Annotated in this window: 14 protein-coding genes; 1 reads left to right on the top strand and 13 read right to left on the bottom strand. The window is 59.4% G+C overall.

Annotated elements, in window-relative coordinates; genetic code table 11:
- Positions 1-245: 245 nt before the first annotated feature.
- The gene (locus FYJ40_RS04010; RefSeq protein ID WP_154516690.1) at positions 246-2,246 is read right to left on the bottom strand and encodes an LPXTG cell wall anchor domain-containing protein; all 2,001 of its coding nucleotides are present in this window, start codon (positions 2,244-2,246) and stop codon (positions 246-248) included.
- Between the two features lie 226 nt (positions 2,247-2,472).
- On the opposite strand from FYJ40_RS04010, the gene FYJ40_RS04005 reads away from it, so the two are divergent.
- Positions 2,473-3,876, top strand: a complete 1,404-nt coding sequence (locus tag FYJ40_RS04005) for a LuxR C-terminal-related transcriptional regulator (RefSeq protein WP_154516693.1) — start codon at positions 2,473-2,475, stop codon at positions 3,874-3,876.
- A gap of 52 nt (positions 3,877-3,928) precedes the next feature.
- On the opposite strand, the gene FYJ40_RS04000 is transcribed toward FYJ40_RS04005, so the two are convergent.
- The 12 genes from FYJ40_RS04000 to purM form a co-directional block, all read right to left on the bottom strand.
- Entirely contained in the window at positions 3,929-4,552 is a 624-nt protein-coding gene (locus tag FYJ40_RS04000; protein ID WP_154516696.1) for an AAA family ATPase, read from the bottom strand.
- A gap of 173 nt (positions 4,553-4,725) precedes the next feature.
- Positions 4,726-5,364: an amino acid ABC transporter permease gene (locus FYJ40_RS03995; protein ID WP_055285379.1), complete on the bottom strand. Its 639-nt coding sequence runs from the start codon at positions 5,362-5,364 to the stop codon at positions 4,726-4,728.
- A 3-nt stretch (positions 5,365-5,367) separates the two neighbouring features.
- Positions 5,368-6,114 carry an amino acid ABC transporter permease gene (locus FYJ40_RS03990; RefSeq protein WP_154516699.1) on the bottom strand — a complete coding sequence of 249 codons (747 nt, stop codon included), beginning with the start codon at positions 6,112-6,114 and terminating at the stop codon, positions 5,368-5,370.
- A 25-nt stretch (positions 6,115-6,139) separates the two neighbouring features.
- On the bottom strand, positions 6,140-7,015 hold the full coding sequence (locus FYJ40_RS03985; protein ID WP_154516701.1) for a transporter substrate-binding domain-containing protein: 876 nt from the start codon (positions 7,013-7,015) through the stop codon (positions 6,140-6,142).
- 8 nt (positions 7,016-7,023) lie between these two features.
- Positions 7,024-7,755 carry an amino acid ABC transporter ATP-binding protein gene (locus tag FYJ40_RS03980; RefSeq protein WP_055251548.1) on the bottom strand — a complete coding sequence of 244 codons (732 nt, stop codon included), beginning with the start codon at positions 7,753-7,755 and terminating at the stop codon, positions 7,024-7,026.
- 352 nt (positions 7,756-8,107) lie between these two features.
- Entirely contained in the window at positions 8,108-8,551 is a 444-nt protein-coding gene (locus tag FYJ40_RS03975; RefSeq protein WP_117862823.1) for a GatB/YqeY domain-containing protein, read from the bottom strand.
- Between the two features lie 54 nt (positions 8,552-8,605).
- Positions 8,606-9,829, bottom strand: a complete 1,224-nt coding sequence (locus tag FYJ40_RS03970) for a peptidylprolyl isomerase (protein ID WP_154516704.1) — start codon at positions 9,827-9,829, stop codon at positions 8,606-8,608.
- A gap of 119 nt (positions 9,830-9,948) precedes the next feature.
- Positions 9,949-10,416 carry a PTS sugar transporter subunit IIA gene (locus FYJ40_RS03965; protein WP_154516707.1) on the bottom strand — a complete coding sequence of 156 codons (468 nt, stop codon included), beginning with the start codon at positions 10,414-10,416 and terminating at the stop codon, positions 9,949-9,951.
- 65 nt (positions 10,417-10,481) lie between these two features.
- The gene (locus FYJ40_RS03960) at positions 10,482-10,949 is read right to left on the bottom strand and encodes a PIN domain-containing protein (RefSeq protein WP_229770654.1); all 468 of its coding nucleotides are present in this window, start codon (positions 10,947-10,949) and stop codon (positions 10,482-10,484) included.
- Positions 10,946-11,290 (bottom strand): type II toxin-antitoxin system RelB/DinJ family antitoxin, encoded by a 345-nt coding sequence (locus tag FYJ40_RS03955; RefSeq protein ID WP_154516713.1) that lies wholly within the window; start codon positions 11,288-11,290, stop codon positions 10,946-10,948. The genes FYJ40_RS03960 and FYJ40_RS03955 overlap by 4 nt, the downstream gene beginning before the upstream one ends.
- A 234-nt stretch (positions 11,291-11,524) precedes the next feature.
- Positions 11,525-12,232, bottom strand: a complete 708-nt coding sequence (gene purN, locus FYJ40_RS03950) for a phosphoribosylglycinamide formyltransferase (protein ID WP_154516716.1) — start codon at positions 12,230-12,232, stop codon at positions 11,525-11,527.
- On the bottom strand, positions 12,222-13,325 hold the full coding sequence (purM, locus tag FYJ40_RS03945; protein ID WP_154516718.1) for a phosphoribosylformylglycinamidine cyclo-ligase: 1,104 nt from the start codon (positions 13,323-13,325) through the stop codon (positions 12,222-12,224). Before purM ends, purN begins: the two co-directional genes overlap by 11 nt.
- Positions 13,326-13,426: the final 101 nt, after the last annotated feature.

Below are 13,426 nucleotides of genomic sequence, written 5' to 3'. Positions count from 1 at the left end.
TCTACCTGCGTAAACCACCAAAAAGGGGACAGGCACCTTTTTGGCGCTTCTGGACTTGGCCGGCCAGTTTGTCTCAATCTGTAACAGTTAGAGGTCAAATTCCCCGCTTGGTGTTACAGATCAAGACGTAAGATTGGCGGCCATTCGGTTCATCTCAATCTGTAACATCTAGAACCGTTTTGGGCAGTTTGGTGTTACAGATTGAGATTGTGCTAAAGCCGAGGATGGGCGCTGCCACCAAAAACCTAGCGCTTGCGGCGCTTGGTCGCGGCGATGCCGGCCGCGGCGACGGTTGCACCGGCGATGCCCAGGGCAGCGACCGTCATCGCGGTGGTATCCCCCGTGGTAGCCAGGACAGCGTCGCCCTTCTTGGTCGGCGCGGCTTTCTCAACCGTCTTGGTCGGGGTAGTTGTCGCGACCGGCTTTGTCGCGGGCTTGGTCTCGGGTTTCACCTCAGGCTTGGTCTCGGGCTTGACCTCAGGCTGCGGCGCCGGCTTCTCGGGATCGACCGGGGCCGGCGTGGCCTCGGGCGTAAACGTCAGGTTGGTGCTCAGCCATAGCGTGTAGATCAAACCGCTCTCGGGACCGATCTCGCTTGCCTCGCTCGCCTGATATCCACACTCCACGCCATTGACCATCAGCTTGGTGTTCGGCGTAAAGTAGAAACCGCGCGCCGGCTTAAAGTACAGGCCGTAACGATAGGTCACACCGGGCTTAAACGCGTCGATATGGTTGGTGATGTTCTGGTCCCAGAACTCAACGGAATTTACTTCGCTGCCGTCGCTGCCCGTCCAGAACTCGCACTGGAGAATAGAGTCGGAACCCGCCGGAGTACCCGCCGTAAAGACCGGCCTGTCGCCCGCCTTAAAGGTGGTCATGGCACCGCTAATCTCGATAAGGTCGATTGCCCGCCACTCATCAATCGGAGCCTCGCACAGCATATTGTCAGCGTTTGGCGCGAAGACACCGTTGGCGGTCTTGATATGGGGCACCCAAAGACCGTTGACGTTCATATTGCAGTCATCGGCCACGGTATTGTCGCCCTTGAGCCTCAGCTCAACGGAGTACATGTATAACTTGCCCTCTTCGAAGTACTCGATCCTCCTCGCGCCTGTCGGATACTTGGTAGGATCGGAATACCAGAAGGCAACGGGCCTGAGCTCCGCAGGGTCGCTGCCATCCATCTCCTCCCAGCACTCATACGCGATCTCGTACTTGTCGGCATCGGCAGCGGGGATCGTCGCGGTCGCGCGCGGTGCCTCGCCGGGCGCGTAGTCGGTCTTCACGTCGTTGACGTTCAGGTTATGGAGGGCTTCGTTTTCCGATGCATCAAGCGTAATTTCGCTATCGATGGCGTAGCAGAGGTAATAGTCGTCCCTGGTTTCGTTGAGGGTAATCGAGCTGCCCGCGTAGCTGTTGTCACCTTCATAGTCGGTGCCATAGTCAGTTCCGGTATACGTCAGTGCCGCGCCAATATAAAGAACCTTATTGCGCGTGAGTCGATACGAGCCGCCTGCCGCGCCACCCGTAAAGGTCAGCGTCAGCCTCATGTGATCGCCAACAGGCTCAAAGTGAGCCGTCACATCGGACATAGATGTGTCCTGGACTTCAGCCAGGGTGCCCGAAGCAGTATCGGCCCTGTAGTACTTGGTTTCGACAAGTTCGCGGAGCGGCTCATCCGGCATGCCACCCTCAACATCGGGAAAATCATAGGTGTACGACTGGCCCTTTTCGAGTGTGACATTGCTCGGAAGCACGCAGTCCGTGTAGTGGGGAACCACGGTCGTATTGACCCTAACGCCGCCCTCGCCTGTCACATCGGTCACGCCACAGGGCATGATGGCGTCGCTTGCCGGTGTGGCGGCGTTGTCGCTGGGAGTGTTTTGTTCAGCGGGTGTCGCATCGTTCGCCGTTGCCGCTGATGCATCCTGCTGAGGTTCTGCCGTGGATTGCGCCACCGGAGCCGCGTCAGTCATCGGCGCAGCCGGGGCCACCGGTACCGGCGCCGGAGCCGCCGTATCCTCCGCAACCGTCGGCGTCACCGGAGCCGCGGCAACCTCGTCCGCCGCAGCGACAGGATCGGCACATTCCGTCGCCAGCGCCACGCTCGGCAGCAACAGCTGGCCAACCATAAGCGCACACGCACCAACGCCGGCAATCCTCACGCCCACACAACGCCAGGTACCGTGAACCAGCGAGCAGGTACGCTCGCGTTGGGTTTGCTTATCAAAGTGGCTTCCGCACATAACGCCCTCCTTGGTCGTAGGGACATACCGCCACAAAGGTGCCCGTCCCCTTTGTGGTGGTCCTGTAGCACCAAGATGTGTCAAATGACTCCGTATACCTAGGTTCGTAGATGCGAACCTAGGCCTCTACCTGCGATTTAATTCAATATGATTTCGCCATCGCCGCACTCGTCCCGGAAACGCTACAATCGAGGGCACGATTATTCATCCACCCAAAGGACCGTCCTTGAACCTGAGCAAGCCTAAAATCAACGCGCTTCTGGCACTCGCGCTCTTCACCTTCGCCTTCCTTGCCGCCGAGTTTCGCTTCGACGTCAACGTCGGGCTGCTCGCCGATGCCGAACGCGTTGTAATCGCACAGGGCTTTATTCTGGGTGCGAGCGTGCTCGGCTTTATCGGGTACGCGCCGCTGCTCGGGCTCGCACAGCGCAAAGGCCACTCACTGGCAGCCGCCAGCGCCGCGGTTCCCATCGCCATCCTGGGATTGACCCAGATCCAGTCCCCCACAAGCCCGCTTGCGCTCGAGATTCTGGGATGTCTCGCATTCCTCGGACTCGGCCTACTGGGCGCCGCGGCGCACCACACATTCTCGATGGCGTTCCAAGATGACCCAAAACTCGCCACCGGCGCCGGAGCGGCCTATGCCGCAGGCATCCTGATGCAGTTCGCGATCAACCTGCTCGACTGCGGCGGCATCGCGGAGCTCATCGTTCTTGGCACGGCGACGATCGTCATTTCCGCCCTCAGCGCCGCTCCCCAAGCGACAGACAAGGGCTCCAGTCGCACCATCAATCCCTTAGCCGAGCCCTCACACGCCCTCGCCAAACAGGCGTGCTGGAGCATCGCACTCGTCATGATTCTCGCCTGCTTGTTCTCCACCCTCGACAACGTCGTCACGTTCTCAAACGCCCACGGCACTATTGCCGTGCAAACCTGGCCACGCCTCTTTTTGGCAGCGAGCGGTCTGCTTGCCGGCATCATCTTTGACCTTGCCGAGCGTCGCTATATGGGACTCGTCATGCTCGGCGTCACGGTGCTTTCCAGCATTTCGATCTTGGCCGTGGAAGCCGGCGCCGACCCCAACTTGGGCCTCATCGTCTTTTACCTGAGTTCAGGCTTTTTCGTCACGTTCTTCACCGCCACGTTTACACAGCTAGCGCCACGCATGCACGCGCCCGCCTTATGGGCCGGCATGGGTCGCGCGGCCAACAACGTATGCGCGTTCACTACATCGAGCATCTCGCTTGCCCTCGTGACCTCGGGCAACGTTGCCCGCATCATGATCGGTGCACTCGTCTTGCTCGTCGCCGCCTGCGCGGCATTCGTGGCAGCCGGCCTGTTCCGTCTACCCCAAACCGGGCAGGAGCGCGAGCGCGAGCAGCTGGCAGAAGTAGCACTCGCCGCCCCCACCATCGAGGAGCAGCGTCAGGCCTTCATCACCAACCACGCTCTCACCCCGCGCGAAGTCGACGTGCTCATGGCTGTAACCCAAGACGAACGCCCGCTCAAGCAGGTCGCCGAGGAGCTCGGTATCTCGATGCGCATGGTACAGCGCCACCTGAGCTCTATCTACCAAAAGACCGACACGCAGACGCGCGCCGGTCTCACCAAGGCCTTCCCCTCCGCCTAAAACAAAAGCCATCACAAAGGTGCCCGCCCCCTTTGTGATGGCTTTTGGTCGGCTAGCCTTCGAGCTGAGCCATCTTGTAGCGGTAGGCAGCGGCTATGACGTCTTTGCAGCCCTCGCGGCCCAGCTTGGCGCGGTTGACGACGATATCCTTGCCGCTCGTCATCTTCCACTTTCCGGCGCTGTAGCGTTTATAGAACGCCTCGCGTGCCTTCTGCTGCTGCTTGACCAGCTTGGCGCCCTTCTTTTTGTTGAGCCCACGCTTCTTGCGCACGATCTCGACGCGGTCCTCAAAGGGTGCGGTCACCAACACGGCAATGTGATTAGGGTTGTTACGCAGCAGGTAATCGGACAGACGACCCTCGATAATGCAGCTCTCGGTCTCGCCCAGGTCCAAAATCACCTGACTCATCTTTTGGAACAACTTGTCCGAGTACGAACGCGCATCGTAGCGGTCGGGCAGAAACGCCATGTTCTCCACGGCCAGACGCTCGTCATAGGCGGCCATCTTATCGAGCGACTCACCCGCGCGCATCGACGCGCGCACCAGCAGCTCGTTGTCGTACAGCGGAATTCCCAACTCGTTGGCAAGCATGCGGCCAATCTCGTGGCCCTCGGCGCCAAAGTCGCGCGCGATGGTAATGACCACAGGATTCTTCTTGTTCTCCAGATCGCTCATCGCGATTCCTTTCTCTATGTGACAAAGGGACAGTCCCTTTGTCACATTCATTTTGCCCCCACCTTCGTCCTGGTTTCCCAAGTGCGGCAGATTGCCCCGAAAGAGGAGCGCCGCGTACTAAATGTACGCAAGCGACGATTGAGGGGCAAGGTGCCGTGCTTGGGGAAGCAGGACTATGCGGCCACAATGCGACGTTGATATGCCCTCACCAGCAGCGAGATACCAAAGTTGAGCACAAAGTACATCGCAAACACCAGGCCGTAGAGCATAAGCACCTGCGACAGGTCGATCGCGTGGGCCATCACGACGTTTGCCGTGTACATGAGCTCGGCCACGTTAATGCCCGAAAGATACGAGCTGTCCTTGATGACGGTCGTGCACTGGCTAAACAGCGCCGGAATGATCGTCTTAAACGTCTGCGGCAGAATGATATAGCGCATGGTGGCAAAGAAGCCAAAGCCCTGGCTCTGCGCCGCCTCAAACTGGCCGCGTGGAATCGAGTTGAGGCCGCCGCGCACAATCTCGGCCATAACGGCGCTGGTAAACAGCGTAAAGGCGATGGTCGAAATCACAATGTCCAAACCCTGCACCGTAAAGTAGATAAACAGGATCCACAGCAAGTTTGGCGTGCAACGGAACAGCTCGATATAGGCGCTCACCAAAATACGGAATGGACGGGGCGCGTAGCTTTTAACGAGCGCCAGCACCGTGCCAAAGATGAGCGAGAAAAAGATCGACAGCGCCGAGATCTCGATCGTCTTAACAAAGCCGCCCCAAATGTAGAGCAGGTTGGTCGCGTTGAAGATTTCCATGCGCTAGGCCTCCTCTACGTTGTCGAGCCCCAGCTCGGCCAGGCTCACGCCGCGCGGGCGCTCCTTGGAGCGGCGCTCGAGCCACTGCACCAGCATGGCGAGCGGAAAGCAGATGATGAAATACATAAGGCAGCAGACGATGTATCCCTGCAGGTAACCGTACAGACTCACAAAGTTGTCGGAACGGTACATAAGGTCGCCGCCGGCCACAAGCGCCAGCACCGACGTGTTTTTGACCAGGTTGAGTGCCTGGTTACACAGCGGCGGCAGAATGATCTTGAACGTCTGGGGCAGCACGATGTACCAGTATGCCTGCGCACGGGTGAAGCCCTGGCTCTGGGCCGCCTCCATCTGGCCACGCGGAACGGCCTCGATACCGGTACGGATGACCTCCGAAATGTAGGCAGCGTGATACAGGCCCACGCCCAAGAAGCCCAGCACAAACGGCGCGATACGCACCGGCTGGTCGGCACCGGTTATGGCCTGCAAAAACTGCGGACCGGCCATGTACATAAAGAGCACCTGCACGGGCAGCGGGGTGTTCTGGTAAAACTCCACGTACACGCGGCTTATGGCGCGCAGAACGCGAGAACGAGTGGTAGAGAACACGCCCAGCAGCGTGCCCAACACCAGCGACAGCAGCAGGCCGGCAACGACCACCTGCATCGTCACGCCAAAGCCCTCCCAGAAGGGCCCCATGTTTTGGAATGTCGTCGACCAGCGGTCGGCGTCAAACAATCCTTCGAGCATTTGATTCCTTCCTTGGACGATGCGCCTATACAAGACCCCAGGTCTTGACCTCTTGGTCGAGCCAGCCGTCGGCCAGGCGATCGCATATCACCTGATCGACCACGGCCGAAAGATCGCAGCCCTTCTTGGTCGCCACGCCGTAGCCCTGCTCGCCAAACTTGACCTCGGGTTGCAGCAGCTCAACGGTCTCGTTCATGTAACCGGCCAGCGTGGAGCGGTCCATGGCAAAGACGTCGATGTTGCCGGCATCGAGCGAACTCTTGATGATGGGGTAGCCGCTAAAGGCCCTAAACTCGGGCTCGCAGCTAAAGCCGTTGTCCTTGATCATCTGCTCGATCAGGCCCTGCGTGGTGGCACCCTGGCTCACGCCAATGACCTTGCCGTCCAGGTCCTCAATCGAGGTAAAGCCCGAACGCTTCTTGACCATGAGTCCCACGTAGTCGGTGCGGTACGGCGTCGAGAAATCCCAGCTCTTCTTGCGCTCGTCGGTGATGGTGTAGGTCGCCGCGACCACGTCGAGCTGGCCGTTATCGATCAGCGGGCCGCGCGTCTTGGGCGTTACGTCGGTAAACTCGACAAGCTCCTGGGCACGGGCCTCCTTGTAGCTCACGCCAAAGACGGCAGCGGCGATCTGGTAGCACAAATCGACCTCCATGCCCTCAAAGCGGCCCTTGGCGGTGTCGTAATAGCCGTAGCCAGGAACGTCCTTCTTAACGCCGGCATTCAGATGGCCACGCGACTTGATGGCCGCAAGCTTAGACCCCTTGTCGGAGTCCTCGCCGCCGGTGGAGTTGCCGCAACCGGTAAGCGCGGTCCCCGTCAGCGCGAGCATACCGGCGCTCGCCAGCTGCAAAAAGTGGCGGCGCGACACGGCCGCCCTCGTCATATCCGTCATGTCCATCACCGCGCCTAGTGCAGAATCTTGGACAGAAACTCGCGGCAGCGCGGGTTCTCGGGGTTATCGAAGAAGTGCTCGGGTGTGCCCTCCTCCAGGATGCGGCCGTCCTCCATAAAGATGACGCGGTCGGCCACCTGGCGCGCAAAGCCCATCTCGTGCGTCACGCAGATCATGGTGATATCCTCCTGCGCGAGCTCAATCATAACGTCCAGGACTTCCTGGACCATCTCGGGGTCGAGTGCCGAGGTCGGCTCGTCAAACAGGATGATGGGCTGCTTGGTGCACAGGGCACGGGCAATGGCGATGCGCTGCTGCTGACCGCCCGAGAGGTTCTGCGGATACTCGCCGGCCTTATGCGCCATGCCGACGCGCTTGAGCGCGGCGATGGCGATCTCGGTCGCCTCCTCCTTACTCTTCTTTTGCAGCTTGATGGGCGCGAGCGTCAGGTTGCCCAGCACCGTCATGTTGGGATATAGGTTGAACTGCTGAAACACCATGGAGCTGTACTTGCGAGCCATCTCCAGATGATTCTTCTTGGTGAGCGGCGTACCGTCGATGATGACCTCGCCTGACGTGGGCTCCTCCAGATAATCGACGCAACGGATGAGCGTGGACTTGCCCGAGCCGGAAGGCCCGATCATTACGAGCTTCTCGCCGCGCTTGACGGTGAGGTTGATATCTTTGAGCACATGCAGGTCGCCAAAGTACTTGTTGAGATGCTTGATCTCGATCATGTCTGCCATGAATATCCCTTCCCTGCGCTTACACGAATTGCTCTATTTTACGGAAAGAACCACGTTTCCGCAGCCCACACTGCATTCCCGTAAAGAACCCGCAACCTTTAACCCACTCATTGGGGACCACTCATTGGGGACAGGCTTAAATGAGTACCCAGCCCAGCAAAAAGGGGCGCGACCATGACGGCCGCGCCCCTCAAGACCCGAAAATAATACAACCGCCCTTGTTGAGCATAAGTCAGCGAAAACCCGTACACGCGAGCAAGGTGACGTGAAATGAAAGGGCGCAGACCTTATGGTCGCGCCCTTGAAATTGAACGTCAGATTGCCGCGTGTACGGGTTTGCAGCGTCGAGCAATTACGCAAGCTTTGCGCCGACGATCTTTGCCGCGGCCGGTTTATCGAAGTTGCCGCCGGTGGCCTTGCCGAGCGCCCCCATAACCTGGCCCATCTGCTTCTTGGACGTGGCGCCCAGCTCGGCGATGACCTGCTCAATCAGAGCCTCGAGCTCCTCGCCCGAAACCTGCGCGGGCAGCAGGCTCTCCAGAATCTTGACCTGCTCGGTCAGGTTGTCGGTACGATCTTGATCGGTACCGGCCTTGATGGACATCTCCAACGTCTCGCTTGTCTGCTTAATCAGGCGCTTGATCATGCTGTTGACGTCTTCCTCGGTTACGTCGCGGCGCTCGTTGACCTCGATGTTCTTAACCTCGGCCTTGACCTGGCGAATGATAGACAGGCGAACCTTGTCCTTGGCCTTCATGGCGGCAATCATTTCCTGCTGCAGCTCTTCGTTGGTCATCTGCAAATCCTCCTCAATAACATGGGCGGCACTCGCACGAGCACCGCCCCTTGATTACTCAGTCGTCGACGAATCGTCGGTCGAGCTCTTGGTGACGCCCTTCAGGCTCACGTTATAGGGCACGTCCTTGGGCATGGGGTTGACGGTAATGTCGGCATCCTTCGTGTACTTCTCCAGCCACTCGTTGTATGCCGTGCCTGATGCCTGGGTCTTCACCACATTGGAAACGTACTTCTTAATAGCCTTGGGCACCTGATTGATGTCATCGACCTGGCCATCGACATGGAAGTAGTCGGTGCACTTGATGATGTGGTAGCCATACGTCGACTCGACCACATCGCTCATATCGCCCTTGTTAAGGCCCTCGAGCGCCGTCTGGTAGCTGTCGACAAAGGTGGTGAGCTTATCCCAGCCCACGTCACCCTTCTTCTCCTTGGAACCGGTGTCGTCGGAATACTGCTTCACGGCATCCTCAAAGCTCAGCTCGCCGGAGTTGATCTTATCCAGGCACTCCTGCGCCTCGGCCTTGGCGGCGGCCTTGTCCTCGTCGGAAGCGTCGGAATCAACCTTGATCAGGATGTTCGACGAGCGGCGGGCATCGTTGTAGTTAGACAGGTTCTCGTTAATGTAATCGACAATCTCGCTGTCCTTGGGCTTGCTGGTGGGAGCAACGGCATCCTTAAGCTTCTGCTGCGCCAGGCTCTCCTTGAGCGAGTCCTTGTAGGTGTCCTCGGTATAGCCGTAGGTCTTAAGGGTCTCCTTAAAGGTCTTGGCGCCGCCCGCGCTCTTGCAGGCGTCCTTCCAAGCCTTCTCTACTTCCTCGTCCGAAACCGTCACGCCGTTCTCCTTCTGCGCCTGCTGGAGCAGAATCTGCTGCGTATAGGAATCGATGAGCTGTTTGCGGTACTTCTTGGGCGTCAGGTCGTTATTGACCAGGTACTGCGCCCAATCCTTGTCCTTGGTATAGCCGTAGGACGTGCGCATGCTCATGATCTGCTTGGTCACGGTGTCCTCGGTGAGGTTGGTGCCGTTGATAGTAGCAGCAACACCGCCGGTCAGTTTGTAACCCGAGTTATTGTTCTCGGTCTGCGACATCAAACCGGAGCACGCCATGGCCGAGACGGAAAGCAGCATTGCCAGCACGCCGATAACCACCAGGACGATCTTGACGGTCTTAGACACATACGTCTTGCGCTGCTTCTTGCGAGAGCTGGAGGCAGCGCGGGACCGTTGCTCGGGCGTCGGTGCGGCCTCTGGGTTCTTTTTCTTGTTTGCCATAGTTGGCCTTTCGCATCACGAATCGAACAAACGTCATTGTGTCACAACGCAGCCCCGCGGCACACCTGGTGCATGGGAGACAGGTCAATCTGCACCATTTTGGTGCAAAGGTGCCAGTCTTAGAAGTGGCGGCGGATGGCGTCGACCATGCCCTGGGACGAAGTCTGACCGATCACGTCGGCTGCGGCGTCAGCATCCATAAAGATATTCATAAGCGCTTGCAGAGCCTCGACCTGGCCGCCCGGCTCGGCAATACCCAGATTGATGATGATCTGCGCCGGCACGGGGCCACCCATGCCCGCCATAGCATTGAACGTCACGGGCGCGGAGGGCTTAATCACCGCGATATAGGGCTTAGCCACAAACCCCGGATCGGTATGCGGAATGGCAATATTGGCCGCCGGCATAGCGAGGCCCGTGGGATAGATGTCCTCGCGCGTACGGACGGCATCGAGCCAACCGGACGCAATGTAGCCGCGCGGAGCGAGCTCGCCCTCGAGCCGCGCAAACACCTCATCCGGCGTCGCGCACTCCCAATCAAAAAACACCAGCTCAGGCGCGAATAGCATCTCGGCGTTATCCGCCATACCGTCCTCCAAGGTTGCATGAGGTTCACAATGCCCCATATGATAGCGAAACCAGACAGGCAAGGTTAGCCGAGGATCCCAATCATCTCGAGTGCGCGGGCAGGCGTCAAGCACACCTCGGGCATCGCCTCCAGCATGCGCCGGTCGCTCGTGACCACGTAGTCAACATCTGCCGTCTCGCCCGAAGCGATGATGAGGTTGTCTTCGAGATCCGGCATGCGCTTGCCAAGCATGCGCGCCATCTCGCACTCTGCCAACGAAAGCGGAGAGGCAGTTGCCACCTGCATCATATGCTCGATGCAGGCCCATGACGCCGAGGCAAACGACATGTTAATCCCATTCGCATTCCGCCGGGCCAGACGCCGAGGCAGGATATAGAACACATCCTTTGCCGTCGTGGGCGTGTACAGAAGGTCAATCTTTCCCGCCTCGGCCAGTTCAACTAATCTCTTCGCTTCGTCGAACGCCCCCTCTTGCAGGTAATAATCGAGCCAAACGTTCGTATCTACCAAGAGATGCTTTGCCTCGATCATCGGCAATTCGCCTCGGTGTCGGCAATCATCGCGTCATACATATCATCTCGTACGGCATCCCAGTCTTCCGCAGATGATCCAACTGGCGCAAAATCCGAAGCATTTAGCCCCAGCGATGAAAAAGCTAGGCCACACCCCTGCTCAGCCAGGCTCTCCGCGCGGGGCGCCTCGCGCTTATCCGTCACCATAAATCCCGGCAGCGCTTGATGCTCGACAAGATAGGCCCAAAGCGCACGAACGGCATCGCTCGGCCCCAATCCATTGCGTGTCAGGACCGCATCGCCACCAGCCTTGAGCATAGGATCGATTCGTGTGTTGAGCTGCACCGTTGCTGCACCCATAGCGGCTCCTCTCTACTTGCTAGCAGTATAGCAAACATAAAAGGCCGCGCAAAAGGGCCCCGCCCACACACGGACGAGGCCCTATCGGATTTCTTGGAATGGGAATGGTGCCCGTCACGTTATCCAGAGCCCAAAATCAAAGAGGTATTAAGCTGATTGGGGCACATGTGATTCCATATGCCCCAATCAGCTTTTTTGATAGTTTACGTCGCAAGGAAAACCAGGCGAATCCTTTTACGCACGATGGCGCGCCGGGTCAATTGCCACCTTACCGCTCTCCAGCACGTGGACGCGGCCGTCAGCGAGCATCTGCACGACTTCGGGATACAGCACGTGCTCGATCGCGTGAATGTGCTCCTCGAGTGTGTCGACATCCCAGCCTTCCTCAACAGCCAGCGCGCGCTGGGCGATGATGGGACCGTTGTCGTAGATCTCGTTGGCAAAATGCACCGTCACACCGGTCACCTTGACGCCGCGCGTAAAGGCATCGTCGATCGCATGCGCACCGGTAAAGCTCGGCAGCAGCGCCGGATGCAGATTGACAACGCGGTTGGGGAACGCCGCCAGCAGCGGCGTATGCACCATGCGCATGTAGCCAGCCATGACCACATACTCGCAGCCGCGCTCGAGAAGCTCGTGCGCAATAATCTCGTCGGCGGCGATAGGGTCGGCGTAGACATCCTTGGAGAGCGTCAGCGTCTGGATACCCGCACGCTCTGCACGCTGCAGGCCCTTGGCCGAAGGACGGCTCGACACCACGAGCTCGATCGAAGCATTGAGCTTGCCGGCGGCGATCAGGTCGATCAGCGCCTGCAGGTTGGTGCCCGAACCGCTGATGAGCACGCCGATCTTGAGCGGCTCGGTGGTATCGGTACCGGTCGGACGGGTGTAGGGCACAAAGTCCAAGCCCTCGGCGGCAGCCGTCTGCTCGTTAGCGCTCATCGGAGTACACGACCTTACCGGAGCCCTCGACGCATTCGCCCACGCGGAACGGCTTCTCGCCCAGCGCGACCAGGGCATCGGTTACCGCGGCCTCATCTTCGGGGGCGACAATCAGGCACAGGCCGACGCCCATGTTGAAGGTCTTGCATGCCTCGTTGGGCGTAAGCTCGGCCTGGTGCGAAACATAGGCGATGACGGGCGGAATGTCCCAGCCCATCTCGGCGCCATTGCGGGTGACCACGGCGTCGACGTCGTCGGCCAACGCACGGTTAAGGTTCTCGGTGATGCCACCGCCGGTGATATGGGCGATGGCGTGCACCGGAGCGCCGCCGCGGAGCAGCTCAAGAATCGGCTTGACGTAGATGCGCGTGGGGGCCAGCAGAGCGTCTGCCAGTGATGCGCCGCCGAGCTCCTCGAGCGGACGGCTCAGCTCCTCGGCCTTAGCGGCGGCCTCGGGCGTACCCGGCTTGATGCCGTCAACGCCGATGACCTTACGCACGAGCGAGTAGCCGTTGGAGTGCACGCCGGTGGAGGGAAGGCCCAGAATCACGTCGCCGGGGCGGACGTTGGCGGGGTCGAGCATCTTGGGACGGTCGACGACACCCACGGTAAAGCCGGCGAGGTCGTAGTCGGCGGGAGCCATGACGCCCGGGTGCTCGGCCATCTCGCCGCCCACGAGCGCGCAGCCCGCGAGCTTGCAGCCGTCTGCCACGCCCTTGATGATCTTTGCCATGTGCTCGGCCTCGATGTGGCCGATGGCAACATAGTCCAAAAAGAAGAGCGGCTCGGCGCCCGAAGCCAAAATGTCGTTGACGCACATGGCAACCAGGTCCTGGCCCACCGTCTCGTGACGGTCCATAATCTGGGCGAGGACGAGCTTGGTGCCCACGCCGTCGGTGCCGCTGATCAGGATCGGGTCTTCCATATCCTTAAGTGCGGCGGCCGAGAACAGGCCACCAAAGCCACCGATGCCACCGATAACCTCGGGACGGTTGGTATCCTTAACCATTTGCTTAATAGCGTCGACGGCGCGGCCGCCCTCGGCGGTATCGACGCCGGCATCCTCATACGTCACATGCTTGCTGTCGCTCATCTGAGCCTTCCTCTCCCACTACCGTTTGACACACAGACGCCAAACAGTGCCCATAGTTGCCCTCAAGTTGGCGCACACGGTAACAACACGCGCCGCCAAAT

The organism is Collinsella sp. WCA1-178-WT-3 (M1) (assembly GCF_009696325.1).
GTDB lineage: Bacteria > Actinomycetota > Coriobacteriia > Coriobacteriales > Coriobacteriaceae > Collinsella.
Note: the sequence above shows the minus strand (reverse complement) of the source record. Positions and strands in the feature narration are given on the sequence as shown.

Coding starts and splice junctions, on each gene's coding strand:
- FYJ40_RS03965 (WP_154516707.1), bottom strand. CDS start 10,416: ATGGCGGATAACGCCGAGATGCTATTCGCGCCTGAGCTGGTGTTTTTT.
- FYJ40_RS03960 (WP_229770654.1), bottom strand. CDS start 10,949: ATGATCGAGGCAAAGCATCTCTTGGTAGATACGAACGTTTGGCTCGAT.
- FYJ40_RS03985 (WP_154516701.1), bottom strand. CDS start 7,015: ATGGACATGACGGATATGACGAGGGCGGCCGTGTCGCGCCGCCACTTT.
- FYJ40_RS04000 (WP_154516696.1), bottom strand. CDS start 4,552: ATGAGCGATCTGGAGAACAAGAAGAATCCTGTGGTCATTACCATCGCG.
- purN (WP_154516716.1), bottom strand. CDS start 12,232: ATGAGCGCTAACGAGCAGACGGCTGCCGCCGAGGGCTTGGACTTTGTG.
- FYJ40_RS03975 (WP_117862823.1), bottom strand. CDS start 8,551: ATGACCAACGAAGAGCTGCAGCAGGAAATGATTGCCGCCATGAAGGCC.
- FYJ40_RS03980 (WP_055251548.1), bottom strand. CDS start 7,755: ATGGCAGACATGATCGAGATCAAGCATCTCAACAAGTACTTTGGCGAC.
- FYJ40_RS03990 (WP_154516699.1), bottom strand. CDS start 6,114: ATGCTCGAAGGATTGTTTGACGCCGACCGCTGGTCGACGACATTCCAA.
- FYJ40_RS03995 (WP_055285379.1), bottom strand. CDS start 5,364: ATGGAAATCTTCAACGCGACCAACCTGCTCTACATTTGGGGCGGCTTT.
- FYJ40_RS03970 (WP_154516704.1), bottom strand. CDS start 9,829: ATGGCAAACAAGAAAAAGAACCCAGAGGCCGCACCGACGCCCGAGCAA.
- FYJ40_RS04010 (WP_154516690.1), bottom strand. CDS start 2,246: ATGTGCGGAAGCCACTTTGATAAGCAAACCCAACGCGAGCGTACCTGC.
- purM (WP_154516718.1), bottom strand. CDS start 13,325: ATGAGCGACAGCAAGCATGTGACGTATGAGGATGCCGGCGTCGATACC.
- FYJ40_RS03955 (WP_154516713.1), bottom strand. CDS start 11,290: ATGGGTGCAGCAACGGTGCAGCTCAACACACGAATCGATCCTATGCTC.